This is a genomic window from Streptomyces sp. NPDC029164, assembly GCF_055563995.1.
The window spans coordinates 1-26613 of the sequence record NZ_JBVHWW010000032.1 but is presented as its reverse complement, the minus strand read 5'-3'; the positions used below and the strand labels follow the sequence as shown (position 1 = coordinate 26613).

The 26613-nt window shown below is 71.7% G+C and carries 25 protein-coding genes; 18 read left to right on the top strand and 7 right to left on the bottom strand.

Going from position 1 to position 26613, the window contains the following annotated elements; genetic code table 11:
* Positions 1-6: 6 nt before the first annotated feature.
* Positions 7-1521 (bottom strand): gamma-aminobutyraldehyde dehydrogenase, encoded by a 1515-nt coding sequence (locus ACZ4VT_RS27825; protein WP_467953738.1) that lies wholly within the window; start codon positions 1519-1521, stop codon positions 7-9.
* Positions 1522-1715: 194 nt separating this feature from the next.
* Between ACZ4VT_RS27825 and ACZ4VT_RS27820 the strand changes: the two genes are divergently transcribed.
* The 3 genes from ACZ4VT_RS27820 to ACZ4VT_RS27810 all read left to right on the top strand — a co-directional run bounded on the left by ACZ4VT_RS27820 (position 1716) and on the right by ACZ4VT_RS27810 (position 4729).
* Positions 1716-2270 carry an NADAR family protein gene (locus ACZ4VT_RS27820; RefSeq protein ID WP_467953656.1) on the top strand — a complete coding sequence of 185 codons (555 nt, stop codon included), beginning with the start codon at positions 1716-1718 and terminating at the stop codon, positions 2268-2270.
* Entirely contained in the window at positions 2267-2698 is a 432-nt protein-coding gene (locus ACZ4VT_RS27815; RefSeq protein ID WP_467953654.1) for an NUDIX hydrolase, read from the top strand. Before ACZ4VT_RS27820 ends, ACZ4VT_RS27815 begins: the two co-directional genes overlap by 4 nt.
* A 423-nt stretch (positions 2699-3121) precedes the next feature.
* Positions 3122-4729: a TROVE domain-containing protein gene (locus ACZ4VT_RS27810; protein ID WP_467953652.1), complete on the top strand. Its 1608-nt coding sequence runs from the start codon at positions 3122-3124 to the stop codon at positions 4727-4729.
* 15 nt (positions 4730-4744) lie between these two features.
* Here the strand turns inward: ACZ4VT_RS27810 and ACZ4VT_RS27805 are convergent, their stop codons facing one another.
* Complete coding sequence (locus ACZ4VT_RS27805) at positions 4745-5473, bottom strand: DUF4190 domain-containing protein (protein WP_467953650.1); 729 nt, start codon at positions 5471-5473, stop codon at positions 4745-4747.
* A 110-nt stretch (positions 5474-5583) separates the two neighbouring features.
* Between ACZ4VT_RS27805 and ACZ4VT_RS27800 the strand changes: the two genes are divergently transcribed.
* The 5 genes from ACZ4VT_RS27800 to ACZ4VT_RS27780 all read left to right on the top strand — a co-directional run bounded on the left by ACZ4VT_RS27800 (position 5584) and on the right by ACZ4VT_RS27780 (position 10545).
* Complete coding sequence (locus tag ACZ4VT_RS27800; RefSeq protein ID WP_467953648.1) at positions 5584-6609, top strand: adenosine deaminase; 1026 nt, start codon at positions 5584-5586, stop codon at positions 6607-6609.
* Positions 6610-6645: 36 nt separating this feature from the next.
* Positions 6646-7335: a glycerophosphodiester phosphodiesterase gene (locus tag ACZ4VT_RS27795; RefSeq protein WP_467953646.1), complete on the top strand. Its 690-nt coding sequence runs from the start codon at positions 6646-6648 to the stop codon at positions 7333-7335.
* Positions 7332-8531, top strand: a complete 1200-nt coding sequence (locus tag ACZ4VT_RS27790; RefSeq protein ID WP_467953644.1) for a sensor histidine kinase — start codon at positions 7332-7334, stop codon at positions 8529-8531. The genes ACZ4VT_RS27795 and ACZ4VT_RS27790 overlap by 4 nt, the downstream gene beginning before the upstream one ends.
* Entirely contained in the window at positions 8528-9196 is a 669-nt protein-coding gene (locus tag ACZ4VT_RS27785; protein WP_467953642.1) for a response regulator, read from the top strand. The genes ACZ4VT_RS27790 and ACZ4VT_RS27785 overlap by 4 nt, the downstream gene beginning before the upstream one ends.
* A gap of 149 nt (positions 9197-9345) precedes the next feature.
* Positions 9346-10545, top strand: a complete 1200-nt coding sequence (locus ACZ4VT_RS27780) for a serine hydrolase domain-containing protein (protein WP_467953640.1) — start codon at positions 9346-9348, stop codon at positions 10543-10545.
* 8 nt (positions 10546-10553) lie between these two features.
* On the opposite strand, the gene ACZ4VT_RS27775 is transcribed toward ACZ4VT_RS27780, so the two are convergent.
* The 3 genes from ACZ4VT_RS27775 to ACZ4VT_RS27765 form a co-directional block, all read right to left on the bottom strand.
* Positions 10554-11018 (bottom strand): hypothetical protein, encoded by a 465-nt coding sequence (locus tag ACZ4VT_RS27775; protein ID WP_351292910.1) that lies wholly within the window; start codon positions 11016-11018, stop codon positions 10554-10556.
* Between the two features lie 77 nt (positions 11019-11095).
* A complete protein-coding gene (locus ACZ4VT_RS27770; protein WP_467953637.1) occupies positions 11096-12274 on the bottom strand; it encodes an ABC transporter substrate-binding protein in 1179 nt (392 codons plus the stop codon).
* 92 nt (positions 12275-12366) lie between these two features.
* Positions 12367-13806: a gamma-aminobutyraldehyde dehydrogenase gene (locus ACZ4VT_RS27765; RefSeq protein WP_467953635.1), complete on the bottom strand. Its 1440-nt coding sequence runs from the start codon at positions 13804-13806 to the stop codon at positions 12367-12369.
* A 168-nt stretch (positions 13807-13974) separates the two neighbouring features.
* On the opposite strand from ACZ4VT_RS27765, the gene ACZ4VT_RS27760 reads away from it, so the two are divergent.
* The 10 genes from ACZ4VT_RS27760 (at position 13975) to ACZ4VT_RS27715 (ending at position 23824) form a co-directional block, all read left to right on the top strand.
* A complete protein-coding gene (locus tag ACZ4VT_RS27760; RefSeq protein WP_007266859.1) occupies positions 13975-14478 on the top strand; it encodes an Lrp/AsnC family transcriptional regulator in 504 nt (167 codons plus the stop codon).
* Entirely contained in the window at positions 14463-15842 is a 1380-nt protein-coding gene (locus ACZ4VT_RS27755; RefSeq protein ID WP_467953633.1) for an aspartate aminotransferase family protein, read from the top strand. The genes ACZ4VT_RS27760 and ACZ4VT_RS27755 overlap by 16 nt, the downstream gene beginning before the upstream one ends.
* Positions 15843-16045: 203 nt before the next feature.
* Entirely contained in the window at positions 16046-16831 is a 786-nt protein-coding gene (locus ACZ4VT_RS27750; RefSeq protein ID WP_467953631.1) for an ABC transporter ATP-binding protein, read from the top strand.
* A complete protein-coding gene (locus tag ACZ4VT_RS27745) occupies positions 16813-17886 on the top strand; it encodes a hypothetical protein (protein WP_467953629.1) in 1074 nt (357 codons plus the stop codon). The genes ACZ4VT_RS27750 and ACZ4VT_RS27745 overlap by 19 nt, the downstream gene beginning before the upstream one ends.
* A 26-nt stretch (positions 17887-17912) precedes the next feature.
* Positions 17913-19004: an LOG family protein gene (locus ACZ4VT_RS27740; protein WP_467953627.1), complete on the top strand. Its 1092-nt coding sequence runs from the start codon at positions 17913-17915 to the stop codon at positions 19002-19004.
* An 80-nt stretch (positions 19005-19084) separates the two neighbouring features.
* On the top strand, positions 19085-19990 hold the full coding sequence (locus tag ACZ4VT_RS27735; RefSeq protein WP_467953625.1) for a DMT family protein: 906 nt from the start codon (positions 19085-19087) through the stop codon (positions 19988-19990).
* A 98-nt stretch (positions 19991-20088) separates the two neighbouring features.
* Positions 20089-20721 carry a hypothetical protein gene (locus ACZ4VT_RS27730; protein ID WP_467953623.1) on the top strand — a complete coding sequence of 211 codons (633 nt, stop codon included), beginning with the start codon at positions 20089-20091 and terminating at the stop codon, positions 20719-20721.
* A 131-nt stretch (positions 20722-20852) separates the two neighbouring features.
* Positions 20853-21116: a ferredoxin gene (locus ACZ4VT_RS27725; RefSeq protein ID WP_467953621.1), complete on the top strand. Its 264-nt coding sequence runs from the start codon at positions 20853-20855 to the stop codon at positions 21114-21116.
* A complete protein-coding gene (locus ACZ4VT_RS27720; protein ID WP_467953619.1) occupies positions 21113-22519 on the top strand; it encodes an NAD(P)/FAD-dependent oxidoreductase in 1407 nt (468 codons plus the stop codon). Before ACZ4VT_RS27725 ends, ACZ4VT_RS27720 begins: the two co-directional genes overlap by 4 nt.
* 60 nt (positions 22520-22579) lie before the next feature.
* Complete coding sequence (locus ACZ4VT_RS27715; RefSeq protein ID WP_467953618.1) at positions 22580-23824, top strand: cytochrome P450; 1245 nt, start codon at positions 22580-22582, stop codon at positions 23822-23824.
* A gap of 10 nt (positions 23825-23834) precedes the next feature.
* On the opposite strand, the gene ACZ4VT_RS27710 is transcribed toward ACZ4VT_RS27715, so the two are convergent.
* Positions 23835-24863, bottom strand: coding sequence for an ABC transporter ATP-binding protein (locus tag ACZ4VT_RS27710; RefSeq protein WP_467953616.1), 1029 nt, complete (start codon positions 24861-24863; stop codon positions 23835-23837).
* On the bottom strand, positions 24863-26479 hold the full coding sequence (locus tag ACZ4VT_RS27705; protein ID WP_467953614.1) for an ABC transporter permease: 1617 nt from the start codon (positions 26477-26479) through the stop codon (positions 24863-24865). The genes ACZ4VT_RS27710 and ACZ4VT_RS27705 overlap by 1 nt, the downstream gene beginning before the upstream one ends.
* Positions 26480-26613 lie beyond the last annotated feature (134 nt).

Here is a 26613-nt window from a genome sequence, read left to right as displayed (position 1 = left end):
GGTTTCTTATCGGTCCCCGAAGATCGTGCGGTGCCAGTCCTTCGCGGCCACCGCAGTGTTGTCGTACATCACGTGCTTGACCTGCGTGTACTCCTCGAAGGAGTAAGAGGACATGTCCTTTCCGAAGCCGCTGGCCTTGTAGCCCCCATGGGGCATCTCGCTGATGATCGGGATGTGGTCGTTGACCCAGACGCAGCCCGCCTGGATCTCACGGGTGGCGCGGTTCGCCCGGTAGAGGTCCCGGCTCCAGGCGGAGGCCGCGAGTCCGTACGGGGTGTCGTTGGCCAGCGCGATGCCCTCGTCGTCGGTGTCGAAGGGCAGGACCACGAGGACTGGGCCGAAGATCTCGGACTGGACCACCTCGCTGTCCTGGGCGGCGCCGGAGATGAGGGTGGGCCGGTAGTACGCGCCGTCGGCCAGCTCGCCCGCCGGGATCTCGCCGCCGGTGACGACGGTGGCGTAGGCGCGGGCCCGCTCGACGAAGCCGGCGACCCGGTCGCGCTGGGCGTGCGAGACCAGCGGGCCGAGGTCGGTGGTGGGGGCGAAGGGGTCGCCGAGGCGGACGGTCTCCATCAGCTCGGCCACCCGGGCGACGAAGGCGTCGTGGAGGGGGCGCTGCACGTAGGCGCGGGTGGCGGCGGTGCAGTCCTGGCCGGTGTTGATGAGGGAGGCGGCGACGGCGCCGTGCGCGGCTGCCTCCAGGTCGGCGTCGTCGAAGACGAGGAAGGGGGCCTTGCCGCCGAGCTCCAGGTGGAGCCGCTTGACGGTGGCGGTGGCGATCTCCGCGACCCGCTTGCCGACGGCGGTGGAGCCGGTGAAGGAGGTCATGACCACGTCGGGGTGGCCCACCAGGTGTTCGCCTGCCACGCGGCCGGCGCCGGTGACGATGTTGATCACGCCGTCGGGCAGGCCCGCCTCCTTGGCCGCCTGCGCGAACATCAGGGAGGTCAGCGGGGTGAGCTCGGCGGGCTTGAGGACGATCGTGTTGCCCGCGGCGATCGCCGGGAGGATCTTCCAGGCGGCCATCTGGAGCGGATAGTTCCAGGGCGCGATGGAGCCGACGACCCCGATGGCCTCGCGGCGTACGCAGGAGGTGTGGTCGCCCGAGTACTCGCCGGCGGCCTGCCCCTGGAGATGGCGGGCGGCTCCCGCGAAGAAGGCGGTGTTGTCGATGGTCCCCGGCACGTCGAACTCCGTGGACAGCTTGATCGGCTTGCCGCACTGCAGGGACTCGGCGTACGCGAGGTCCTCCGCCTGCTCGGCCAGCACGGCGGCCAGCCGGTGCAGGGCGTCCGAACGCTCGCCGGGGGTGGCGCCGGACCATGCCGGGAAGGCACGCTTGGCGGCGGCGACCGCCTCGTCGACGTCCGCGGTACTCGCCAGTTCGTAGGTGAGGACCTCGTCGCCTGTCGCCGGATCGACCACCGTGTGTGACTGTCCGGAGGTGCCGGGCCTGAGCTGCCCGTCGATGTACTGCGCGCCGTCTGCGAAGCGGTCCTTGACCTGGAAGCGGTTGCCCATCACGCTCTCACGCTCTCCGTAGCTACAGTTCGAGCTACAGCTCGAATTGAGTGCCGATCCTGACAGAGGTGGTGCCCTCGGCCAAGTGATTCCGTTGTTGCCTTTTGATTACGCGACGGAATCGGTCGACCATGTGTCGAGGCACACCGGAAATCCCGTACGAAGTGTCAGTGGCGACTGCCAGACTCGCGTGCATGGAGATGATCGAGGACCTGATCAAGCAGGTCAGCCGTGGTGAACGGGTGAAGTACCTGCCGTTCTGGGGGCACCGGCCGCTGCCGGACGGCAGGCTCGGTCCGAGCTGCCTGAGCCAGTGGTGGCCGTCCGCTTTCACTGTGGGTGACGTCCGTTATGCCACGGCCGAGCACTGGATGATGGCCGGCAAGGCCCGCCTGTTCGGGGACGCCGAGGGAGAGCGGGCCGCGCTGGCGGCGAAGAGCCCGGCGGAGGCGAAGAAGGCCGGGCGGCTCGTGCGCGGCTTCGACAACGCGATATGGGAGCGGGAGCGCTTCGCCCTGGTGGTGGAGGGCAGCGTGCACAAGTTCGGCTCCGACCCGGCGCTGCGCTCGTACCTGCTGGGCACCGGGAACCGGGTGCTGGTGGAGGCGAGCCCGATGGACCGGATCTGGGGCATCGGACTGGCCGCCGACGACGAGCGCGCCCTGGATCCGGCCCGCTGGCGCGGGCTGAACCTGCTGGGCTTCGCCCTGATGGAGGCCCGGGAGCGGCTGCGCGGGGACGACGCGTGACGGAGCGGCGCCGGGTCGCCGCGGTCATCGTCCGCGACGGCTGCGTGCTGATGGTGCGCGAGCGCGGCAGGGGGGCCACGGGCCGGCACGACGGGCCGGAGTACTGGACCCTGCCCGGCGGCGGTCTGGAGGCGGGCGAGGAACCCGAGGAGGCGGTCCGGCGCGAGGTGGCCGAGGAGACCGGCCTGCGCGCCCTGGGCGTACGGTACGCGTACGACGCGCCCTACCCCTCGGGCTGGACCTCCTGCTTCCGGGTGGACGTGGCGCCCGGGGAGCCGGTCCTCGGCGTGGACCCTGACCTGGAGTGCGAGTGCCCCCGGATGGTCGGGCTGATCTGGGTCCCGCTCTCGCGCGGCCCGGACGGCGCGTCGGTCATGGTGCCCACGCTGCTCAGTAATTGCGTGGTGGATCCCGGCCCCGCCGCCTAACGTGATCCTTGTCCAGGTGCGAAGGCGCGACCTACTTCGACTCCACATCGGGCGGTCGCGGGTTCGAGTCCCGTCACCGGTGTCACGCCGGTGTAGCTCAGTTGGCAGAGCACCTTGTGGTTGCGCCGACCTTGTTCTCTGGACACCTACGTCACGCACCTCCCGGTGCGCAGGCTGCGGCTCCTTCTTTTGCAAAGAACTCCAGGCCGCCGCCACCTTGATCTCGGGAGGCCGCGTGCGGGATGCCCGGTGCGCAGGCGACGGCTACTTCCGGATCAGGAGGTGGCGGGTTCGAATCCCGCCCGGCTCAGGCCGGTAGCTCAGCTGGACAGAGCACCTGACTTTGTCCGTCGCCGACCTCTGATCTCGGGCATCCCGCACGTCACGCCTCCCCCGCTTCCTTTGAATTCGGGGGGATTCACCATGGCTCGTTTCAACCTGCGCACGTCCAAGTCCGCGCCCACGTCGCCCACGTCGCCCGCTTCACCGACGTCGCCCGTGTGCTCGGCCGGCCGTGCCCGCACCGGCCAGGGCGGCCCCGGCCACCTGCGCGATCCCCGCTCCGAGCTGTTCCTGCTCGCCGTCGCCAACTTCGTGACGCAGCGCACCGCGTACGAGAGCGGCGAGGCCCGCGACGACCGCTTCGCCGCGCTCGTGCGCACCCTCGCCGTCGAGGATCCCGCGTGGACGGCCGGCCTGCTGGGCTGGCTCCGCGGGGACGCCAACATGCGCACCGCGTCCCTCGTCGGCGCCGCCGAGTACGTCAAGGCGCGGCTCGACGCGGGCGCCACCGACGGGCCTTCGAACCGCCAGGTCGTGGATTGCGTACTGCGGCGCGCGGACGAGCCCGGTGAACTGCTGGCCTACTGGACGGCGGCGTACGGCCGGGCCGTGCCCAAGCCCGTCAAGCGCGGCATCGCCGACGCCGTGCGCCGGCTCTACTCCGGCACCACGCTGCTGAAGTACGACACGGATTCCAAGGCCTACCGCTTCGGTGACGTCCTCAACCTCGTGCACGCCTCCCCCGACCCGGCCAAGCCCTGGCAGGGCGAGCTGTTCCGCTACGCCCTCGACCGCCGGCACAACCCGGACGACGCGCGGGTCCCGGCCGGCAACCGCACCCTCACCGCGCACCGGGCGCTGAGGGAGCTGCCGGTCTCCGAGCGGCGTGGTGTGGTCCTCGCCCCGGACGGCGCCGAGCGGCTCGCGGAGGCGGGCATGACCTGGGAGGCGCTGGCCGGCTGGCTGCAGGGCCCGATGGACGCGGCCGCCTGGGAGGCGGTCATCCCGTCGATGGGTGCGATGGCGCTGCTGCGCAACCTGCGCAACTTCGACCAGGCCGGGGTCTCGGACGCGGTGGCCGCACAGGTCGCGGCGAGGATCTCCGACCCGGCGGTCGTCGCCCGGTCCCGGCAGTTCCCCTTCCGCTACCTGGCCGCCCATCAGCACGCCCCGTCGCTGCGCTGGGCGTACCCGCTGGAGCAGGCGCTGGGCCACTCGCTGGCCAACGTACCGGCGCTGCCCGGCCGGACGCTGGTCCTCGTCGACCGGTCCGGGTCGATGTGGTCCCCGCTGTCGGACCGCTCGAAGCTCAACCGGGCCGACGCGGCGGCCGTGTTCGGCGCGGCGGTGGCACTGCGGGCCGAGCACGCCGACCTGGTCCAGTTCGGCACGACGAGCAAGGCCGTCCCGTACGGCCGGGGCGAATCCGTGCTGAAGGTGCTGGAGCGCTTCGGGGACCTCGGCGGCACCTACACGGCCCAGGCCGTGAGGGAGCACTACCGGGACCACGACCGGGTGCTGATCGTCACCGACGAGCAGGCCGCCTCGTACGGCCACGGCGGCGATCCGACGGCGGAGGTGCCGGCCTCGGTTCCGGTCTACACCTGGAACCTGGCCGGCTACCGGGTCGGGCACGCCCCGTCCGGCGGCGGGAACCGGCACACCTTCGGCGGGCTCACCGACGCGGCGTTCCGGATGGTGCCCCTGATCGAGGACGGCCGGAACGCGGACTGGCCCTGGGCCTGCTGAGCCGGTCCCCTCCGGTCAGACCTTCTCGTGGACCTGGGAGTTGTCGTACGGGCTGTCGTACGGGGAATCGTCGATCGGTCCCAGGTCCATGAGACTGGCGAACGCCGCCAGGAGTATCAGCACGCCCAGCAGGATGCCCACCGCGCCCAGGATGATGCCCGCGAGCGCCATCCCGCCGTTGTCCGCCTCGCCGCGGTTCGCCTTGCCCTTGCCGAGGGCGCCGAAGACGACCGCGGCGATCCCGATGGCCACGCCCGCGAAGCTCAGGAAGCAGCCGAGGACCGAGATGATGCCGAGGACGAGCGCGGCGATGCCGAAGCCGTTGCTGGGCTGCGGACCGTACGGCGTGTAGGGGCCGTGGCCCGGATACCCCTGCGGGCCGCCCGGGTAGCCCTGGTACCCGGCTTGGCCGGGGTAGCCGGCGTCGCCCGGGTATCCGTAACCGGGCTGGACCGGATATCCGTACGCGGCGGACGCGGGGCCGACCTGCGGCGCGGCCGGGGCGGGTGCCGGCGTCGGCGTCGGCGGCTGAGCGGTCGGCGGCTGAGCGGTCGGCGGCTGAGCGGTCGGCGGCAGCTGGTCTCCGGGCGTTCCGGCGAGCGTCTGCTGGTCGTGCACGGACGGCGGGCCCGACACGCCCGGCGTGCCGTTGGTGTCCTGCGTGCCCTGCGACTTGCCCAGCTCCACCGCGGGCCGCTCCGGCGGCGCCCACGGGTCGCGCGGCTCGGGACTGCTGTCGTTCATACGGCGCCCCCCTCTCGTACAGCCATGCTAAGCGCTGCCACCGACAGTCACGGGCCTGCCTACGATGAATCCCGACCTGCCCGCGACCGCGTCCTCCCGGAGGCAACCCCATGACCGACCTGCACCCCTTCATCGCGGGGCTGCCCAAGGCCGAACTCCACGTCCACCACGTGGGCTCGGCGTCCCCGCGCATCGTGGCGGAGCTCGCCTCCCGGCACCCCGACTCGAAGGTCCCCACCGACCCCGAGGCCCTCGCCGACTACTTCACCTTCACCGACTTCGCCCACTTCATCGAGGTCTACCTTTCGGTCGTCGACCTGGTCCGCACCCCGGACGACGTACGCACCCTCACCTTCGAAGTCGCCCGTGACATGGCCCGGCAGAACATCCGCTACGCCGAGCTGACCATCACCCCGTACTCCTCCACCCGCCGCGGCATCGACGAGCGGGCCTTCATGGAGGCCATCGAGGACGCCCGCAAGGCCGCCGAGGCCGAACTCGGGGTCATCCTGCGCTGGTGCTTCGACATCCCCGGCGAGGCCGGCCTCGAAGCCGCCGCCGAGACCACCCGGCTCGCCGTCGACCTGCGCCCCGAGGGCCTGGTCTCCTTCGGCCTGGGCGGGCCCGAGATCGGCGTCCCGCGCCCGCAGTTCAAGCCGTACTTCGACGCGGCGCGCGCCGCCGGCCTGCACAGCGTGCCGCACGCCGGCGAGACCACCGGTCCCGAGACCGTCTGGGACGCCATCCGCGAGCTCGGCGCCGAGCGCATCGGCCACGGCACCAGCTCCACGCAGGACCCGGAGCTCCTCGCGTACCTCGCCGAGCACCGCATCGCGCTGGAGGTCTGCCCGACCTCCAACATCGCCACCCGCGCGGTCACCGACCTCGATCGGCACCCCGTCAAGGAGATGGTCGCGGCGGGCGTGCTCGTCACCATCAACAGCGACGACCCGCCGATGTTCGGTTCCGACCTCAACAACGAGTACGCGGTGGCCGCCCGCCTCCTCGACCTCGACGAGCGCGGTCTCGCGCAGCTCGCCAAGAACGCCGTCGAAGCCTCCTTCCTGGAGCCGGCCGGCAAGGCGTGGATCATCGCGGAGATCGACGCGTACACCGCCGAATGGCTGGCGCGCTGATCTCCAATTGACGTCCGCGGCACGGAGAATGGGGCCATGCCTACCCTGACTGCCGTCGGCCACCGCGGCGATCCCTACCGTGTACGTGAGAACACCCTGCCCTCGATCCGCTCCGCCTTCGCCCGCGGGGCCGACGCGGTCGAGATCGACGTACGGCTGACCCGTGACGGGGTGCCGGTCCTGCTCCACGACGACACGCTCCAGCGGCTCTGGGGCCATGACGTAGGCCTCGGCGACGTCACGGCCCCACAGCTCGAGGAGCTGACGGAGGGCGGCGTTCCCACGCTGCGCGACGCCCTGATGGCCGCGGGGGCGGGGCGGCTGATGCTCGACCTCCCGGGTGCCACGTCCGAGTCGGTGCGCACGGTGGTGGGCCTCGTCCGCGAGTGCGGCGCGCGCGATCGGACGTACTACTGCGCGGGCCCCCACTCGATGCTGGCGGTCCGCGCCGCCGATCCGGGCGCGGAGATCGCGCTGACCTGGACCACGCTGTCGCCGCCGCGGCGGGTGCTGATCGACGCCGTGGCGCCGCGCTGGCTCAACTACCGCTTCGGGCTGGTGAGCCGGGAGCTGACGGACGCGCTCCACCGGGACGGCCTGCTGGTCTCGGCCTGGACCGCGGACACCAAGTGCGCGATGAAGCGGCTCGTCAAGGCGGGGGTGGACGCGGTCACCACGAACCGGGTGGACGTGCTGGCGCGCGTTCGGGCCGCGTCCGGACGGTGAGACGCGCGCTGGGCCGGCGGTTCCGGCGGCTGCGCGGAGCCCGTCCGTGGGTCGTGGACCTGGGCCTGACCGTGCTGGTGCAGCTGGCCGTCACGATGCCGTTCGTGCTGCCGCGGGAGCCCGGGCTGCCGCCGACGACCTGGGCCTCGTACGCGGTCACCACGCTGGGGGTGGTCCCGCTGGTGTGGCGGCGGCGCCGGCCCGTGCTCGTCCTGGTGGCGATCCTGCTGATCGGTGGCGTCTACAAGGTGACGATGGACGGGCCGGGCCAGCCGCTTCCGTACGCCGGGCTGATGGCCTTCTTCACCGTCGCCCTGCAGTGCTCCGGCCGGGTGCGGGCGGCGGTCGGGGCTGGCTCGGTGGTGGCCGTCGCCGCGTCCGTGGGGCTGGAGACGGGCTCGGCCAGGGAGCTGTCCTTCACTCTGTTCTGCGCGGGCGCCGCCTACGCGCTGGGCCGGCTCCAGTACACCCGGCAGGCCTACACCGCGGCCGTCGAAGACCGGGCGGCGCAGTTGGAGCGGGCCAACCGGATCGAGGCGGAGCAGGCCGTGGCCCGGGAGCGGGCCCGGATCGCGCGGGAGATGCACGACATCCTCTCGCACGCCGTCAGCATCATGATCGTGCAGGCGGAGGCCGGGCCGGTGGCGGTGCGGCGGGCGCCGGAGCGGGCCGAGGCGGCCTTCGAGGCGATCTCGGAGACGGGCCGGGAGGCCATGGCGCAGCTGCGCACGATGCTGGGGGTGCTCCGCGAGGCGGACGGCCCGGCGCCGCGCGAGCCGCAGCCGGGGGTGGCGTCGCTCCCGGCGCTGCTGGACCGGGTGCGCCGGGGCGGGCCGGAGATCGCGTACGAGGCCACGGGCGAGGTCCGGGGACTGCCGCCGGCGGTGGACACGGCCGTGTACCGGATCGTGCAGGAGGCGCTGACGAACGTGGTGAAGCACGCGCGGGCCCGGCGGGTGAGCGTACGGCTGCACCACGGGGCGCGGGAACTGGCGATCACGGTGGCGGACGACGGGCGGGGGCCGACGGGCGGCGGCAGCGGCAGCGGCAGCGGCAGCGGCGGGCACGGTTTGATCGGGATCAGGGAGCGGGCGGCGGCCCACGGAGGCACGGTGGAGTGCGGGCCGCGGCGCGACGGCTCCGGGTTCGAGGTGCGGGCCGTCCTTGTAACCTCACCGCTGGAGGTGGGGAATTGACGATCCGTGTGGTGGTGGCCGACGACCAGGAGCTGGTGCGCAGCGGGTTCGCGATGATCCTGGACGTCCAGGAGGACATCGAGGTCGTGGCGGAGGTGGGGGACGGGGCGGCGGCGGTGGAGGCGGTGGCCCGGCTCGCTCCGGACGTGGCGCTGCTCGACATCCGGATGCCGGTGCTGGACGGGATCGAGGCGTGCCGGGCGATCTCGGCGCGGAGCGCGTGCCGGACGGTCATGCTGACGACCTTCGATTCGGACGAGTACGTGTACGAGGCGCTGCACGCGGGGGCGAGCGGGTTCCTGCTGAAGGACGTGCGGCGGGACGATCTGGTGCACGCGGTACGGGTGGTGGCGGCGGGCGAGTCGCTGCTGGCGCCTTCGGTGGCGCGGCGGCTGATCGAGGAGTACACGGCGGCGACGGTGCGGCCCTCCCTTCCGGCCGACCGGCTGGAGGTGCTGACGGCGCGGGAACGGGAAACGCTGCTGCACCTGGGGCGGGGCCTGTCGAACGCGGAGATCGCGGCATCTCTGGTGGTGAGCGAGCACACGGTGAAGTCGCACGTGGGGAACGTGCTGGCGAAGCTGGGGCTGCGGGACCGGATCCAGGCGGTGATCTGCGCGTACGAGACGGGCTTGATCGCGGCGGGTACTCCCTCTGGGGAGTGAGGGGACGGCGTGTCGCCTCCCCCGCGGCGGGTAGTTGTCGTACCGGTGAAGACCCCTCTTGACGGTGATTCGCAACTACCCCTCTGACCTGGAGCATTGAGGCCATCGGGGCAGACGGCCCCGATGTCGCACAGGGGGAGCACACCGCCATGAACGCACGTACGCGCACGCTTGCCGCCGCCGCTCTGGTCCTGGGGATCGCGTCCGGTCCGGCCGTCGCCCACGCCGCGCCGGCCCCGGATCCCGCTCCGCTCTCCTCCGCGGGGGTCGCGTCGGTGATTTCGACGCCGCCCAACGCGGCGGCGCTGGAGAGGGCGATCGCCGGTCTCGGCCCGGAACACGGGGACGCGACCGCCGCACTGGTCCGCGTGGGCGGCAGGAGCGGCACGTGGAAGGGCAGTTCCGGTGTTGCCGATGTCCGCACGGGGCGGGGGGCGCTGGAGCATGGCCGGTTCCGGGCCGGGTCGGTGACCAAGACGTTCACTTCGGCGGTGGTGCTCCAGCTCGCCGCCGAGGGCCGGCTCGATCTGAACAGGCCGGTGCGGCACTATCTGCCCGGCACCGTCCCTGAGGGGTACGGGACGGTCACCGTCCGGCAGTTGCTCAACCACACCAGCGGCATACCGGCCGCCGACGGACCGGGGAACGGCTTCGAGGAGCAGTGGGAGCACCGCTTCGATGTCACCGACCCGCACGATCAGCTGGCCAACGCCTTCGCGAAGAAGCCTGAGTTCACCCCGGGCACGTCCCAGCACTACCTGAACATCAACTACACGGTGCTGGGCGTGCTCATCGAGAAGGTGACGGGCACTTCGTACGAGGAGGCGGTCGCCCGGCGGGTCCTGAAGCCGCTGGGTCTGCGTCAGACCTCGTTCCCGGCGCGGACGCAGACGAAGATCCACGGTCCGCACCATCGGGGCTACCAGGCGACGGTGGGAGCGGACGGCTCCCGGGAGCTGCGGGACGTGACCGAGTGGAATTCCTCGGACCGGTGGGCGGCGGGAGACATCATCTCGACCACGGCGGACCTGGAGCGTTTCACCGTGGCCCTGTTCAGCGGACGGATCGTGCCGAGGGCCCAGCTGGGGGAGATGTTCACGGTGCCGGCGGTGAAGGACTTCGCGAGCGGGAAGGACGCCGCGCTGACGGCGGGGATGTCCAAGATCGTCCTGCCCGACGGCACCGTGGCCTGGGGCAAGACGGGCGGCCGCCACGGATACAACACCGCGATCGGCGGCACCCGCGACCTGTCCCGCACGCTCGTGTACTCGGTGAACTCCACCGACGCCAAGGGCCAGGACATGAACAAGGTGGCCTTCGACATCGTGATGGCGGCCTTCGCGCGATAGGAAGCCGGCTACGCGGGCATCGCCTCAAGGCGCTTGATCATGCGGCGGAGCACCAGCAGGGGGATGACCCCGAAGACGCCGAACGACATGTCGATGACGCTCCACCAGATGGGGATGCCCCGGATCGGGCCGCAGATCAGGGCCAGGGGTATCACTCCGGCGCAGGCGATCATGCCGGCTTCGACGATCCAGATGTTGCGGACGGGGTCGCGGTGGACGCCGTAGAAGAAGACGGCGATGACGAGGTGGGCGAAGGCGAGCCAGTCGGTGCCGTAGAGGAGGAAGGGGTAGTCGGCATCGGCCCGGTCCAGGCCGTCGCCCACCCGCCGCACCCAGTCGTTGTCCACGAGGGAGTTGAGCCAGTGGAGTTCGGTGACCAGGGGGAAGGCGGTGAGGCCGCTGAGCACCAGGCAGATGAGGAACAGGGTCAACCAGGCACGGATCCGCCGCTGAAGGGCGCTTCTCTCGCTCATGGGAGTAAGCCTACGCAGGTTTCTGAACACGTTCAGCCAATTTGCTGAACGCGTTCAGTTCCGTGGCCGGACCGTGATCAGAGTCCGACGATCGCGTTCCAGCGCGTGGCGAGGGAGCGGCGCTCGGCCGAGGAGATGTCCCGGGACACCACGAGCCGCTTGCGCATCTCGCCGTCCGGGAAGATCAGCGGGTTCTCGGCCAGTTCGGCGGTCTCCTTGTCGTCGGAGCCGGCCAGCACCTCCCGGGCGGCCGGGACCGGGCAGACGTAGTTGACGGAGGCGGCCAGGGACGCGGCCACCGCCGGGTCGTAGTAGTAGTCGATCAGGGCCTCGGCATTGGCCTTGTGGCGGGCCAGGTTGGGGACGAGCAGGCTCTCGGCCCAGAGTTCGGCCCCCTCCTCGGGGACCACGAACTCGATGTCCGGGTTGTCGGCCTGGAGTTGGATGGCATCACCGGAGTAGGCCTGGCAGGCGAGGACATCGCCCTTGCTCAGATCGGAGGTGTAGTCGTTGCCGGTGAAGCGGCGGATGTGCTTCTTTCTCACCATGCTCTCGACCTGGTCGCACATCCGGTGGAAGTCGGACTCGGTCCAGCGGGTGACGTCCACGCCGTCGCCCTGCATCAGCAGGGAGAAGGACTCGTCGAGGCCGGAGAAAAGGGTGACGCGGCCCGCCAGGTCCGGGTGCCAGAGGTCCTTGACCGACTTGATCTCCCGGCCCAGGGCCCTGCGGTTGTAGGCGATGCCGGTGATCCCCGACTGCCAGGGCACGGTGTGCAGCCGGCCCTCGTCGAAGGCGGGGGAGCGCAGTTGCGGGTCGAGGTGCCTGGACACGTTGGGTTGCGCCGAGCGGTCCAGCTTCTGGGCCCAGCCCAGATGGACGAAGCGGGCGGCCATCCAGTCGCTGACCACGACCAGGTCGTGGCCGGTCTCCTGGTGGTTCATCAGGGCCGGGCTGACCTTGCCGAAGAACTCGTCGTTGTCGTTGATCTCCTCGCTGTACCGGACCTCGATGCCGGTCTGCTCCGAGAAGGCCTCCAGCGTCGGCCGGCGCTCCTCGTCCTCCTCGTCGGTGTCGATGTAGAGCGGCCAGTTGGAGAAGGCGACGTTCCGGTCCCGCTCGGACCGGTCCGGTCCCGTACGCCGTTCCTCGGGAACGTAGGCGGCCGGCACACCACAGCCGACGAGGGCGGCCGACAGGCCCGCGGCACCGAGGCCGTACAGCGCCGCACGGCGGGAGAAGGCGAGTTCAGGCATGGGCACAGCCTCGGGGAACGCGGAAGGGCGGGCAATAGACATGTTGTCTACTGCCCGCCCCGTCAACGCTGTGCTGTGACCGATGCGGCCGATCAGCCGTCGAGCGAGGTCATCACGTGCTTGATGCGCGTGTAGTCCTCGAAGCCGTAGGCGGAGAGGTCCTTGCCGTAGCCGGACTTCTTGAAGCCACCGTGCGGCATCTCGGCGACGAGCGGGATGTGGGTGTTGATCCACACGCAGCCGAAGTCGAGGTTCTTGGACATCCGCATCGCGCGGCCGTGGTCCTTGGTCCACACCGAGGAGGCGAGGGCGAACTCGACGCCGTTCGCGTACTCCAGGGCCTGAGCCTCGTCCGTGAAGGACTGGACGGTGATGACGGGGCCGAAGACCTCGTTCTGGATGATCTCGTCGTCCTGCTTGAGGCCGGAGACCACGGTCGGGGCGTAGAAGAAGCCCTTCTCGCCGACCCGGTGGCCACCCGCCTCGACCTTGGCGTGGGCGGGGAGACGCTCGATGAAGCCCGTGACCTGCTTGAGCTGGTTCGGGTTGTTCAGCGGGCCGTACAGCACGTCCTCGTCGTCCGGCTGGCCGGTCTTCGTGTCCGTGGCGGCCTTGGCGAGCGCGGCCACGAACTCGTCGTGGATCGACTGGTGCACGAGCACGCGGGTGGCGGCGGTGCAGTCCTGGCCGGCGTTGAAGTAGCCGGCGACCGCGATGTCCTCGACGGCCTTCGGGATGTCGGCGTCCTCGAAGACCACGACCGGGGCCTTGCCGCCGAGCTCCAGGTGAACGCGCTTGACGTCCTTGGAGGCGCTCTCGGCGACCTGCATGCCGGCGCGCACCGAGCCGGTGATGGAGGCCATCGCCGGGGTGGAGTGCTCGACCATGGCCTTGCCGGTCTCGCGGTCGCCGCAGATGACGTTGAAGACGCCCTTGGGCAGGACCGAGTCGATGATCTCCGCCATCAGGACGGTGGAGGCCGGGGTGGTGTCCGAGGGCTTGAGCACGACGGTGTTGCCCGCGGCGATGGCCGGGGCGAACTTCCACACGGCCATCATCATCGGGTAGTTCCACGGCGCCACCTGGGCACAGACGCCGACCGGCTCACGGCGGATGATCGAGGTCATCCCCTCCATGTACTCGCCGGCCGAGCGGCCCTCCAGCAGACGGGCGGCACCCGCGAAGAAGCGGATCTGGTCCACCATCGGCGGCAGCTCCTCGCTGGCCGTGAGGCCCAGCGGCTTGCCGGTGTTCTCCGACTCCGCGGCGACGAGCTCGTCCGCGCGCGCCTCGAAGGCGTCCGCGATCTTCAGCAGCGCCTTCTGGCGCTCGGCGGGGGTGGTGTCGCGCCAGCCCGGGAAGGCCGCCGCGGCGGCGGCCATGGCGGCGTCGACGTCGGCCTGGCCCGAGAGCGGGGCCGTGGCGTACGCCTCGCCGGTGGCCGGGTTGACCACCTCGGTGGTCCGCCCGTCGGCGGCGTCCTTGAACTCCCCGCCGATGTAGTTGCGCAGACGACGCAGTTCGGTGGTCACTACAGCCACACTCCTGATCACATGTCCAACGATTGAGACAAAAGCCAAGCCTAGCTCCTAAGCGGAGGCTTTCGACAGACCCAGAGGCCACCAACTACGAAATCAGTGAGATCCGAGTGCCCAAACAACGGATTTCATCGATTCCGTCTTGCGGAACAGACGACCCTCGTGCACAGTGAGGTCGTGGTCAGTCGAAGCGCAGATTCCAGGAACAGACAACCGTCCCCTTCGGTCGATGCTGTGTCCCTGGCGATCATCGAGCAACTGCAGGAGGACGGCCGCCGTCCCTACGCATCGATCGGCAAGGCCGTCGGCCTCTCCGAAGCTGCCGTGCGCCAGCGCGTGCAGAAGCTGCTCGACCAGGGCGTCATGCAGATCGTCGCCGTCACCGACCCGCTCACCGTGGGCCTGCGACGCCAGGCCATGGTCGGCATCAACGTCGAGGGCGACCTCGACCCCGTGGCCGATGCGCTGACCGCCATGGCCGAGTGCGAGTACGTGGTGATGACCGCCGGGTCGTTCGACCTGATGGTGGAGATCGTCTGCGAGGACGATGACCACCTGCTCGAAACGATCAACAAGAAGATCCGCACGCTCCCCGGCGTGCGATCAACCGAAAGCTTCGTTTACCTGAAGCTGAAGAAGCAGACCTACATGTGGGGAACCCGATAACCGTGAGCCAGGACCTCTCCAAGACCGCGTACGACCACCTGTGGATGCACTTCACCCGCATGTCGTCCTACGAGAACTCCCCCGTCCCCACCATCGTCCGGGGCGAGGGCACCTACATCTGGGACGACAAGGGCAAGCGCTACCTCGACGGTCTCGCCGGCCTGTTCGTGGTCAACGCCGGTCACGGCCGCAAGGAACTGGCCGAGGTCGCGTACAAGCAGGCCCAGGAACTCGCGTTCTTCCCCATCTGGTCGTACGCGCACCCCAAGGCCGTCGAGCTCGCCGAGCGCCTCGCCCACTACGCCCCCGGCGACCTGAACAAGGTCTTCTTCACCACCGGTGGCGGCGAGGCCGTCGAGACCGCCTGGAAGCTCGCCAAGCAGTACTTCAAGCTGCAGGGCAAGCACACCAAGTACAAGGTCATCTCGCGTGCGGTCGCCTACCACGGCACCCCGCAGGGCGCCCTGTCCATCACCGGCCTGCCGGCCCTGAAGGCCCCCTTCGAGCCGCTGGTCCCCGGCGCGCACAAGGTGCCGAACACCAACATCTACCGCGCCCCGATCTACGGCGACGACCCCGAGGCCTACGGCCGCTGGTGCGCCGACCAGATCGAGCAGGAGATCCTCTTCGAGGGCGCCGACACCGTCGCCGCCGTCTTCCTGGAGCCGGTGCAGAACGCCGGTGGCTGCTTCCCGCCGCCGCCCGGGTACTTCCAGCGGGTCCGCGAGATCTGCGACGAGTACGACGTCCTGCTCGTCTCCGACGAGACGATCTGCGCGTTCGGCCGTCTGGGCACGATGTTCGCCTGTGACAAGTTCGACTACGTGCCGGACATGATCACCTGTGCCAAGGGCATGACCTCGGGCTACTCCCCGATCGGCGCCTGCATCATCTCCGACCGCCTCGCGGAGCCCTTCTACAAGGGCGACAACACCTTCCTGCACGGCTACACCTTCGGCGGCCACCCGGTCTCCTCGGCGGTCGCGCTGGCCAACCTCGACATCTTCGACAAGGAAGGCCTCAACCAGCACGTGCTGGACAACGAGGGCGCCTTCTTCTCGACGCTGAAGAAGCTGCACGACCTGCCGATCGTCGGCGACGTCCGCGGCAACGGCTACTTCTACGGCATCGAGCTCGTCAAGGACAAGGACACCAAGGAGTCCTTCACGGACGAGGAGACGGAGCGCGTGCTCTACGGCTTCCTCTCCAAGGCGCTCTTCGAGAACGGCCTGTACTGCCGGGCCGACGACCGCGGTGACCCGGTCATCCAGCTCGCGCCGCCGCTGATCGCGGACCAGGGCACCTTCGACGAGATCGAGGGCATCCTGCGCTCGGTGCTCACCGAGGCGTGGACGAAGCTGTAAACAGGCCCGCCCGGCCGGCCAGGATGTAAACCGTCCGAGGCCGCAGTAGTCCGATCACATGGCCCGGATCCCCCGTTCGAGTGAGAACGCGGGGGTTCGGGCCGTGTGCTGTCACCATCCAAGACGTTCATCTCTTTACATCTCAGTGCGGCGCCAGTGACCGAACCGGCTCCGCTTCGTTCCCCCGGACGGAGGTGTACGCCATGGTGGCTCCACCGGACAATGCCCCGCCTGACAATGACGTCCTCTGGGCGCGGTCCCTTCACCACTCCCACTGGGGGTCCCCCCGGACGAAGTCCGGGAGAGGATCCCCCGCCCTCGTCGGCGTCTCGGTGGGAGTCCGTCAGGGCGAGATCCTGGCCCTGACCGGTCCCCGCGGCAGCGGCAAGACCACCCTGCTCCGCTGCCTGTCCGGGCAGCTGCGGCCCGAGCAGGGCGAGGTCTGGTTCAACAGCGTCCCCGTGCACACCATGGGCGCGGCGGCCCGCGAACGGCTGCGCCGCGACCGCTTCGGCTGGATCGGCCCGGAGCCGCAGCTGCTGCCCGAGCTGAAGGTCTGGGAGAACGCCGCCCTGCCGCTGCTCCTCGCCGGCACCTCCCACCGCGCCGCAAAGAACGCCGCCTGCGAATGGCTGGACCGCCTCGACATCGGCGGTTTCGCCCGCAAGCGCCCCGCTTCCCTCACCCGGGCCGAGTGCCAGCGGGTCGCCCTGGCCCGCGCCCTGGTCAACGAGCCCGCGGTGATCTTCGCCGACGAGCCCACGGCCCCGCTGCACCGCGCCGAGCGGGCCCTGCTGCTCCGGACCCTCACCACCGCGGCACGCTCCCACGAGGTCACCGTGCTGCTGGCCACCCACGACGAGGCCACCGCGGCCGTCGCGGACCGCCGGCTGGCCCTGCTCGACGGCCGTCTCGCGGGGGCCGCGGCCGTCTCCTCCCCCGCCGACGACACCCCGGAGGGCCAGGCCGCGTGCTCGCTCTCCGCCTAGCCCGCGGTTCCCGGCCGCTCGTCCAGCTGCGGCGGCTCCTCGTCGCCGCCGCCTCGGCCGGCACCGGGTTCCTGCTGCTCTCCGTACTCGCCGGGGCCGTGGCCCGGCCCGCCGGATCGTTCCCTCGCCTGCTCTGGGCCCTGATCCCGGTGGCCGTCACCGTCCACTTCGCCGTGGCCGTGGCCCGCGCCGACCCGGCGAACCGCCCCCGCGCGGGCTTGGACGCCGTCGGGCCAGGGCCCGTACGGCTCGTCCTCGTCGCCGCGATCTCCACCGCCGTCGCCTGCACCCTGGGCAGCGCCCTGGCTCTGGCCGCCTTCCTCCACCTGCGCGGGGACCTGGCCGGACTGCCGTTCGACGGAGCCGGGGCCAAGCTGCTCCACGCCGACCAGCCGCTGCCCGTGGCGGCCGCCCTGACCCTGCTGGCCCTGGTCCCGATGACCGCCTCGGCCGCCACCGCCCTCGCCCTGCGCCCGCACCGGCCGCTCGCCCCGCAGACGGGGCTGCCCTGGGGGATCGCGCTGACCGCCTGCGGGTTCGCCGCCGAGGCCTACGCGGGCCGGAGCGGCACCGGGATGCTCGCCGGCTGGTCACTGACCGCGATCGGCCTCGCCCTCGCCGGACCCGGGTTCGCCTACGCCTCCGGGAGTCTGGTCCAGGCCGTGCGCCCGGGCGCGCTGCGGCTGCTGGCCGGGCGGGTCCTCCAGGAGGAGGCTCCCCGGATCGGCCCGCCGCTCGGCGTGCTGTGCTCGGTCGGCGCGGGCGCCCTCACCGCCGTGGCCCTGCGCGAGCAGGGCGGACCGCTCGTCCCGCTGGGCCCGCTGACCGGGCCGGCCGCCGCGCTGGTGGCCCTGTGCGCGGCCGCGACCCTTCTCACATCCGCGGTGGAGGCGCGCCGCAGCAGGGGCGCCGCGCGGGAGGCCCTGCTCGACCTGGGCGCTCCCGCCAACGTCCTGCGTACGGCGGCGAGTCTGCGGGCCGGCGCGCTCGTGGCGGTGTGCGTTCCGGTCAGCTGGGGTGTGGCGCAGCTGACGTCGCTGGCACTGACCCGCTGACGCGAGCAGCCCTTAGGGTGGGCCGAATGGTCAACGCAGACATCGAGATCGAGACGCTCGCCGAATTCGACCAGGTCGTGGCACGCGGCTCGCTCAGCGGCTACCGGATCCAGTCGCTCAACCTGCTGGAGCGGACCTTCGCGCTGCTCGCCGCCGACACCTCGGCGGCCGTGTTCCTGGGCTGCGCGATGGAGCCCGACGCGTCGGTGAAGGTCCGCGCCGACGGCGCGCTGGTCTTCCCGCCCGTCCCGGACCTGCCGTTCAACCCGTACCGGGGACTGCTCTACACGCCCGAGGAGCTCTTCGCCGGACTGCCCGACGGGTACGAGGCCACCCCGGACGCCCTGGCCTACGCCTGGTTCCAGGAGACCAAGGCCGACGGCGACGTCTTCTCCTCCATGCTCCGCTCCATCCACGACGACGCCGTCTCCGACGCCCTCGACGAGCACCTCGTCGGCGCCGAGGTCGTCGGCGTGATGGGCGGCCACGCCATGTCCCGCGGCGGTACGGACTACCGCGGCGCGGCAGAGCTGGGCCGGGCCCTGACCCGGTCCGGGCTGACGGTCGCCACCGGCGGCGGCCCGGGCGCGATGGAGGCCGCGAACCTCGGCGCCTACCTGGCCCCGGCCCCCGACGATGCCCTCGCGGAGGCCCTGGAGCTGCTGGCCAAGGCCCCGTCCTTCGCGCCGTCGGTGTCCGACTGGGCGCGCGCGGCCTTCGCCGTACGGGAGCGCTGGCCCGCCGGTGGCGACTCGGTGGGCATTCCGACCTGGTTCTACGGGCACGAGCCGCCGAACGCCTTCGCGGGGCACATCGCGAAGTACTTCGCGAACGCCACCCGCGAGGACGGGCTGCTGGCCCGCTCCACCGCGGGCGTGGTCTTCCTGCCCGGCGCGGCGGGCACGGTCCAGGAGGTCTTCGGCAACGCCACGCCGAACTACTACGAGTCCCGGGGCGAGCCGGCGCCGATGGTCCTGGTCGGCCACACCCACTGGACCGAGCACCTCCCGGTCTGGCCGCTGCTCCGGGCGCTCGCCCGCGGCCGCGCCATGGAGTCCCGGATCGCGCTGGTCGACTCGGTGGACGAGGTCCCCGGCGTCCTCGCGTCAATGAGCTGAGCTCCGGAAGCAACTTCGCGGCCCGTTCGCACGTCTGGCAGAGGTACCGCAAAACCTGCCAGACGTGAACGGAGCCCTTGGTGCTCATAGGCCTGCTGACCGCTGTCGCGGCGTCCATCTGCTACGGCACGGGATCCGTGCTGCAAGCCGTCGGATCCCGCCGCGCCGCCCGGATGTCCCCCACCGCCGCCGGGGTGACCGCCCATGGCGGACCCAATCTGTCGTCCACCGCCAAAGCGGCGATGACCTGGGAGTTCATCGTCGGCACGATCCTGGACTTCGTGGGCTTCGGGCTCGGTGCCCTGGCCGCCCGCCTCCTTCCCCTCTTCCTCTCGCAGACGGTGATCAGCGCCAACCTGGTGATCACGGCCGTGCTGAGCGTGAAGATGCTGGGCATCCGGCTGAGCCGGAAGGAGTGGACCTCGATCGGCGTCGTCTGCACGGCGCTGGTGCTGCTCGCCACGGCGGCGGGCCACGAGGGCGGCCACCACGCACCCATGTCCACGCACTGGTGGCTGCTGGGGATCACGCTGCTGCTGATGGTCGGCGGCACGGTCGCGGTGCGCCTCCTCGGCGGCGGGGCGGCGATCCTCGCGGGCCTGCTCTCGGGCCTGGGCTTCGGCGCGCTCGGCGTCGGCGTCCGCATCCTCGACGGCGTCGACCCGTTCGACCTCGGCACCTTCCTCTCCGACCCGGCCCTCTACGCCATTCTGGTGGCGGGCATCGGCGGCATGTACCTGCACACGGTCGCCCTGCAGATCGGCTCGGTCAACGGCGCCACGGCGGCCCTGGTCGTCGGCGAGACGGTGCTCCCGGGCGCGATCGGCGTGCTCTGGCTCGGTGACGCCTCCCGCCCGGGCCTCGCCTGGCTGGCGGTCCTCGGCTTCGTCCTGGCCGTCGCCGGCGCGGTGGCCGTCGCCTGGTACGGCAAGCACGAGGGCTCCGAGGAGGAGGTGCCTGCGCCGGTGCCGGAGGCCGTCGGCTGACCCGGGCCCGCCGGCCGGGCATCACCCGGTCGGCCGCCCCCGGTGGTGGCGCGGCGGCGGCTGCCGCTTGCTGGACCGGGGGAGAGAGCGAGTGGCTTGTGGAGCCCACGACCGATCGGCTGAAGACACCGCGCGCCGCAGGGATGGCCGGCGTCGGCTTCGCCCTGCTGCTCGGGGTGGCGATCGTCCTGATGCGGATCGCCGTCCCCGGCGACGTCGCCGACGCGGCCATCGACCCGGACAAGCGCTGGGCGGTCCAGGTGGCCCTGGAGATCGTGCCCTTCGCGGGCATCTTCTTCCTCTGGTTCATGGGCGCCCTGCGCGCGCACACGGGTGATGCCGAGGACCGGTTCGTCGCCACCGTGTTCCTCGGCAGCGGATTCGTCTTCGTGGCCACGCTGTTCGCCTCGGCCGCGGCCGCGGGCACCGTGCTGAACGAGGACACGCCCTCCGACTTCGGCCGCCACTACGCCTATACGCTCCTCGCGACCTACGCCATGCGGATGGCGGCCGTCTTCGTGCTCGCGACCTCGACCATCGGGCGGCTGCTCGGGGTCTTCCCCCGCTCGCTGGCCGTGCTGGGCACGGTCGTCGGCCTGATCCTGATCGTGGTGGGTTCCGGCGTGCCCTGGTCCGAGCTGCTGTTCCCGGCCTGGGCCCTGGTCATCAGCGTGCACATCCTGCGCGCCCGCCGCGGCACTGCCCGGACGAGCCGGTCCGGACCGCCCTGAACCGCTGCTGACCTGGGGGTGCGTACTCCGGCAGGCGGCCCGCGGGTCCCACGTGCATGCTGGGGTGAAGGGGAGGATCCGGGGATGTCGGGGGTGACGGGGTACCGAGCCGAGGGAAGGGCAGAACCGTCATGAGGCTTGTCGTCGACCTCAACCGATGCCAGGGATACGCCCAGTGCGCGTTCCTCGCTCCCGACGTGTTCGCCATGCACGGCGACGAGTCCCTGCTCTACAGCCCGGAGGCGGCCGCCGAGCAGCGCGAGAACGTCGAACGCGCCGTGGCCGCCTGTCCGGTCGGTGCGATCCTCCTGGAACTGACCGACGAGGACATGGCGAACGTGCCGGCCCCCGATGCCGTGGCCGGAGCCGGCTCCCGTTCCGGAGGCTCGCGGTGACCGGTGAAGGAACACGCGACGGAGCCCTGGAGCGGCTCAAGCGCGAGGGCCGCATCGTCGTCGTCGGCGCTTCGCTGGCCGGCCTGCGGGCGGCCGAGACCATGCGCGAGAAGGGCTTCACCGGTTCCCTCACGATGATCGGCGACGAACCGTACGAGCCCTACGACCGGCCCCCGCTGTCCAAGCAGGTCCTGCTGGGCAACGCGGTGGCCGACCACACGGCGCTCCCCCGCCGCCGCGCGATCGACGCCGAATGGCGCCTCGGGGTCCCCGCCACGGGACTGGACATGGCCGCCCGCCGGGTCCGCCTCGGCAACGGCGACGAGGTCGAGTACGACCGGCTGCTGATCGCCACCGGAGTCCGCGCGCGGCCCTGGCCCAACGCGGAGGAGGGCGCCCTCAAGGGAGTCTTCGTCCTGCGCACCCGCGACGACGGCGAAGCACTGCAACAGGCCCTCGCCGCCGGCCCCCGCCGGGTGCTCGTCATCGGAGCCGGCTTCACCGGGTCCGAGATCGCCTCCGCCTGCCGGGAACGCGGCCTGGACGTGACCGTCGCCGAACGGGGCGCGGCGCCGCTGGTCGGCGCGCTCGGCGGGGTGATCGGCGCGATCGCGGCCGAGATGCACCGCGAGAACGGGGTGGACCTGCGCACCGGGGTCATGGTGACCGGGCTGGAGGGCGACCCCGCCGGACGGGTCCGCGCCGCCCACTTCTCCGACGGGTCCACCGTCGAGGCCGATGTGGTGGTCGTGGGGCTCGGCGCGCAGCGCAACACCGAGTGGCTCGCCGGGTCCGGGCTGGGTGCCGGTCCCCGCGGCATCGCCTGTGACGCGGGCTGCCGGGCCTTCGACATCCGCGGCATAGTCACCGACGACATCTACGTGGCGGGTGACGTGGCACGTTCCCCGCACGCCCTGTTCGGCTACCAGTTCCTCTCCCTGGAGCACTGGGGCAATGCCGTCGCGCAGGCCGACACCGCCGCGCACAACATGCTCAGCGAGAGCGCGGACCGCCGCCCCCACCTGTGGGTCCCGGCGTTCTGGTCCTCGCAGTTCGGGGTGAACATCAAGTCGGTCGGGGTGCCGCCGATGGGGACCGAGCTCCTCGTCACGCAGGGCTCGCTCGCGGAGCGCCGGTTCGCGGCCGTGTACGGGTACCAGGGGCGGGTGATCGCCGCCGTGACCTTCGACAACTGCCGGTGGCTGCCGTTCTACGAGCGCCAGATCGAGACCACCGCGCCGTTCCCCCCGGAGTTCTCGACGGTGGACCGCAGGCCGGAGGGGCACAAGCCGGTTCCGGCGGACTTCCCGGACCCCTCGGTGCCGACGCACGGGCCGACCATCACCCTCAGCGGGTACTCGCCGGCCGACCGGAAGATGACCTTCGTTCCCGGGCGCCCCTGACCGCGTCCGAGACCGCACCGCGCCCTCCCCCGAGGATCACGAGGATCACGAGGACCCGTCATGACACAAGCCCTCCTGCGGGAGATCATCGACTACGCGAACCGCGCGAATCCGTATCCGCTGTACGAGGAGCTCCGCAGGACCCCGGTGTCCCACGACGGGGACGGCCCGTACGTGGTCAGCACGTACTACGAGATCCAGAGCCTCCTGCACGACCCGCGGATCAGCTCCGACGCGAAGAACCTGAAGTCGACCGGGAACGACCCGCTGGGCCAGGCCGAGGAGGAGGGGGCGGCCCTGCCGCCGTCCTTCCTCAAGCTGGACCCGCCGGAGCACGACCGCCTGCGGCGGATGACGAACCGGCCGTTCGGGCCGCCCCACGCCCCCCACCGGGTGCACGACATGCGCGACGAACTCGGCGGCCTCGTCACCGGGCTCATCGACTCGATCTCCGAGAGGGGCAACCTGGACCGGGTCGACCTGGTGGACCAGTTCGCGTACCCCTTCCCGGTCACGGTCATCTGCCGGCTGCTCGGCGTGCCCCGCGAGGACGAGCCGAAGTTCCACGTCTGGGCGGAGACCCTCGCCGCGAGCCTGGACCCCGACCCGGACGCCGACCCCACCCAGCACGGGAAGGGCGCCATGGACGCCCGTATGGAACTGGGCATGTACCTGGCCGGGTTGGTCGAGGAGCGGCGCAAGAAGCCGGGCACCGACATGCTGTCCCAGCTGGCGACCGACGACGGCCCGGACGGGTCGATGACCACCATGGAGGCGCTCAGCACCTCCGCGCTGCTGCTGATCGCGGGCCACGAGACCACGGTCAACCTGATCACCAACGGGATGCTGACCCTGCTGCGCCACCCGGACGTCCTCAAGAGGCTCCGTGAGGACCCCGGTCTGTCCGTCCCCATCGTCGAGGAGCTGCTGCGGTACGAGCCGCCCGTGCAGCTGCTCCCCCAGCGCTCCACCCTCTCCGACATCGAGGTCGCCGGCGTCGCGATCCCCAAGGGCGCCTCCCTGTGGCTGATCCTGGCCTCCGGGAACCGTGACCCGAAGCGGTTCGAGAACCCGGACCGCTTCGACCCCGACCGCAAGGACATCCAGCACCTCGGGCTCGGCAGCGGCATCCACAGCTGCTTCGGCGCCCCGCTGGCCCGGCAGGAGGCGCAGCTCGCGCTGAGCGAACTGGCCCGCCGGCTGGAGAACCCGCGGCTGCTGGAGGACCCGCCGCCGTACCGCCGGAACGCGGTCCTGCGCGGCCCGCGCCACCTGCCGATCGCCTGCGACGGTATCCGTCCCTAGGCCCTCCCGATCAGGCCGGGTCCGCGGGGAGCACGACGACCTCGGACGGGGTGAAGGTCACCGCGACCCGGTCCCCCACGGCCGGCGCCCCGTCCAGCCCGCACTCCGCCTCCAGGTCCGGCCCCGCCTCGGGCCGCAGCCGCAGCGCGACGTGCGTACCGCGGAAGGTGCGGGACACCACCTCGGACCGCAGGCCGGCCGCGCAGAGCACGACCCCCGCCGGGCGGATCAGCAGCCGCTGCTCGCCCTCGGGGGATCCCTCAGGGACCGGGACCTTGCCCCACGGGGTCCCGGCCGCCGCGCCCGATACCACGGCCGGGACCACGTTCTCGAAGCCGAGGAACCGCGCGACGAACTCCGACGCGGGCCGCTGCCACACCTCCAGCGGGGTCCCGGCCTGCGCGATCCGGCCGTCCCTCATCACGACGACCCGGTCGGCCAGCGCGAAGGCCTCCCCCTGGTCGTGGGTGACGGCGAGCACCGTGGTGCCCAGCCGGGAGAACAGTCCCTGGAGTTCCACCACGAGCCGCTCCCGCAGCCCGCGGTCCAGCTGTCCCAGCGGTTCGTCGAGCATCAGCAGCCGCGGCGACGGCGCCAGCGCCCGGGCCAGCGCCACCCGCTGCTGCTCGCCGCCCGACAGGGAGGCCACCGCCCGGCCCTGGGCCCCGGGGAGCCCGACCAGTTCCAGCAGTTCCGCGACCTGGGACGCGTACGAGGCGCGCGCGCCACCGCGCATCCGCAGGCCGAAGGAGACGTTCGCGCCGACGTCGCGGTGCGGGAAGAGCTGGTGGTCCTGGAACATCAGGCCCACGCCCCGCCGGTGCACGGGCACGCCGGACTGGTCGTCCCCGCCCAGCAGCACCCGGCCCGCGGACACCTGCTGGAGGCCGGCGACGACCCGCAGCAGCGTGGACTTGCCGCTTCCGCTCGGCCCCAGCACGCACACGATCTCGTGCTCGGCGACCTCCAGGTCCACGGCGTCGACGACCGCGCGCTCACCGAAGCGGACCGACACCCCTTCCAGCTGAAGCAGTGTCATCAGAACTCCCCGGAGGTCTTGTCGGGTCGCAGTCGCTCCAGCAGCAGCAAGGACACCGCGCACACCAGCATCAGAATCGTGCTCAGGGCCATCGCCTGCCCGTAGTTCATCTCGCCGGCCCGCCCCAGCAGCCGCGCCACGGCCACGGGCAGCGTCGGCTGGTCCGCCCGCGCGATGAACACGGTCGCGCCGAACTCGCCCAGCGAGACGGCGAAGGCGAATCCGGCCGCGATCAGCAGCGCCCGCCGCACCAGCGGCAGGTCCACCTCCCGCCAGGCCCGCAGCGGCGACGCGCCGAGCACCGCGGCGGCCTCCCGCAGCCGCCCGTCGACCGCGCGCAGCACCGGCAGCATGGTCCGTACGACGAAGGGCACGCCCACCAGCGCCTGCGCCAGCGGCACCAGGATCCACGAGGTCCGCAGGTCCAGCGGGGGCTCGTCCAGAGTGATCAGGAAGCCGAAGCCCACCGTCACGGCGGACACCCCGAGCGGCAGCATCAGCAGCGCGTCGAAGCCGCGTACGAAGCGGCCCGCGCGCCGGGTCAGGGCGGCGGCCGCCAGTCCCCCGATGATCAGGGCGATCGCGGTGGCGGCGAGCGCGTACCGCAGGGAGTTCCCGATCGCCTCCAGCGGCGGCACCAGGAAGGTTCCACCGCCGGCGCCCGCGTCCTGGAGCGCGCGGTAGAAGCCGAGGCCGTACCCGCCGGGGGCGTCGAAGGACCGCTCGACCAGCACGCCCAGCGGAAGCACGATCAGCAGCGCCACGGTGAGCAGCACCGCGCCCAGCAGCGCGCGCTGCGCCCAGCCGCGCGGTCGGTGCGTGGTCCGGCCCGGGTCCACCAGCCGCAGGGCGGTCTCGCGCCGGCGCACGGTCCGGGCGTGCACGGCGAGGATCCCGCCGATCGCGGCGAACTGCACCATCGTCAGCACGGCGGCCGTCGGCAGGTCCAGGAGCTGCGCGGTCTGCCGGTAGACCTCCACCTCCAGGGTGGAGTACGCGGGCCCGCCCAGGATCAGTACGACGCCGAACGAGCTGAAGGTGAAGAGGAAGACCATCAGTGAGGCGGCGGCCACCGACGGGGCCAGCGCGGGCAGTGTCACGCGCCGCCAGGCGGCGAACCGGCCGGCACCCAGCACCCGGGCGGCCTCCTCCTGGCGCGGATCCAGCTGGGCCCACAGCCCGCCGACCGTGCGGACGACGACCGCGTAGTTGAAGAAGACGTGTGCGAGGAGGATCGCCCAGACGGTGGTGTCGAGCCGGACCCCCATCGTTTCGTCCATCAGCCCGCCGCGCCCCAGCAGGGCGAGGAAGGCGGTGCCGACGACCACGGTCGGCAGCACGAAGGGAACGGTCACCACGGCCCGCAGCAGCTGCTTGCCGGGGAACTCGAAGCGCGCGAAGACGTACGCGCCGGGGAGTGCGATCAGCAGCGTGAGCACGGTGGAGGCGAGCGCCTGCCAGGTGGTGAACCACAGCACGCCGGCGATGTCGGGCCGGGTCAGCACCTCGCCGATCCGGCCGAACTGCCAGCCCTCGCCGGTCTTGAGGCCGCGTCCGACGATCGCGACGACCGGGTAGGCGAAGAACAGCCCGAAGAAGACCAGGGGCACGGCCATCAGGGCGAGCCGTACCGCGGTCGCCCGGCCGCCCTCGCGGGGGCCGGGGGGGGGGGGGGGGGGGGGGGGGGGGGGGGGGGGGAGGAGGGGGGGAGGGGTGGCTTATGCCAGGAGGGATGAGGGTGTTGGCTCCA

What these genes read in the sequence shown, in the direction of transcription:
- ACZ4VT_RS27825 (WP_467953738.1), bottom strand. Translation starts at nt 1,521, where the DNA reads ATGGGCAACCGCTTCCAGGTCAAGGACCGCTTCGCAGACGGCGCGCAG.
- ACZ4VT_RS27820 (WP_467953656.1), top strand. Translation starts at nt 1,716, where the DNA reads ATGGAGATGATCGAGGACCTGATCAAGCAGGTCAGCCGTGGTGAACGG.
- ACZ4VT_RS27810 (WP_467953652.1), top strand. Translation starts at nt 3,122, where the DNA reads ATGGCTCGTTTCAACCTGCGCACGTCCAAGTCCGCGCCCACGTCGCCC.
- ACZ4VT_RS27805 (WP_467953650.1), bottom strand. Translation starts at nt 5,473, where the DNA reads ATGAACGACAGCAGTCCCGAGCCGCGCGACCCGTGGGCGCCGCCGGAG.
- ACZ4VT_RS27800 (WP_467953648.1), top strand. Translation starts at nt 5,584, where the DNA reads ATGACCGACCTGCACCCCTTCATCGCGGGGCTGCCCAAGGCCGAACTC.
- ACZ4VT_RS27795 (WP_467953646.1), top strand. Translation starts at nt 6,646, where the DNA reads ATGCCTACCCTGACTGCCGTCGGCCACCGCGGCGATCCCTACCGTGTA.
- ACZ4VT_RS27780 (WP_467953640.1), top strand. Translation starts at nt 9,346, where the DNA reads ATGAACGCACGTACGCGCACGCTTGCCGCCGCCGCTCTGGTCCTGGGG.
- ACZ4VT_RS27775 (WP_351292910.1), bottom strand. Translation starts at nt 11,018, where the DNA reads ATGAGCGAGAGAAGCGCCCTTCAGCGGCGGATCCGTGCCTGGTTGACC.
- ACZ4VT_RS27770 (WP_467953637.1), bottom strand. Translation starts at nt 12,274, where the DNA reads ATGCCTGAACTCGCCTTCTCCCGCCGTGCGGCGCTGTACGGCCTCGGT.
- ACZ4VT_RS27750 (WP_467953631.1), top strand. Translation starts at nt 16,046, where the DNA reads ATGGTGGCTCCACCGGACAATGCCCCGCCTGACAATGACGTCCTCTGG.
- ACZ4VT_RS27740 (WP_467953627.1), top strand. Translation starts at nt 17,913, where the DNA reads ATGGTCAACGCAGACATCGAGATCGAGACGCTCGCCGAATTCGACCAG.
- ACZ4VT_RS27725 (WP_467953621.1), top strand. Translation starts at nt 20,853, where the DNA reads ATGAGGCTTGTCGTCGACCTCAACCGATGCCAGGGATACGCCCAGTGC.
- ACZ4VT_RS27715 (WP_467953618.1), top strand. Translation starts at nt 22,580, where the DNA reads ATGACACAAGCCCTCCTGCGGGAGATCATCGACTACGCGAACCGCGCG.
- ACZ4VT_RS27710 (WP_467953616.1), bottom strand. Translation starts at nt 24,863, where the DNA reads ATGACACTGCTTCAGCTGGAAGGGGTGTCGGTCCGCTTCGGTGAGCGC.
- ACZ4VT_RS27705 (WP_467953614.1), bottom strand. Translation starts at nt 26,479, where the DNA reads ATGGCCGTGCCCCTGGTCTTCTTCGGGCTGTTCTTCGCCTACCCGGTC.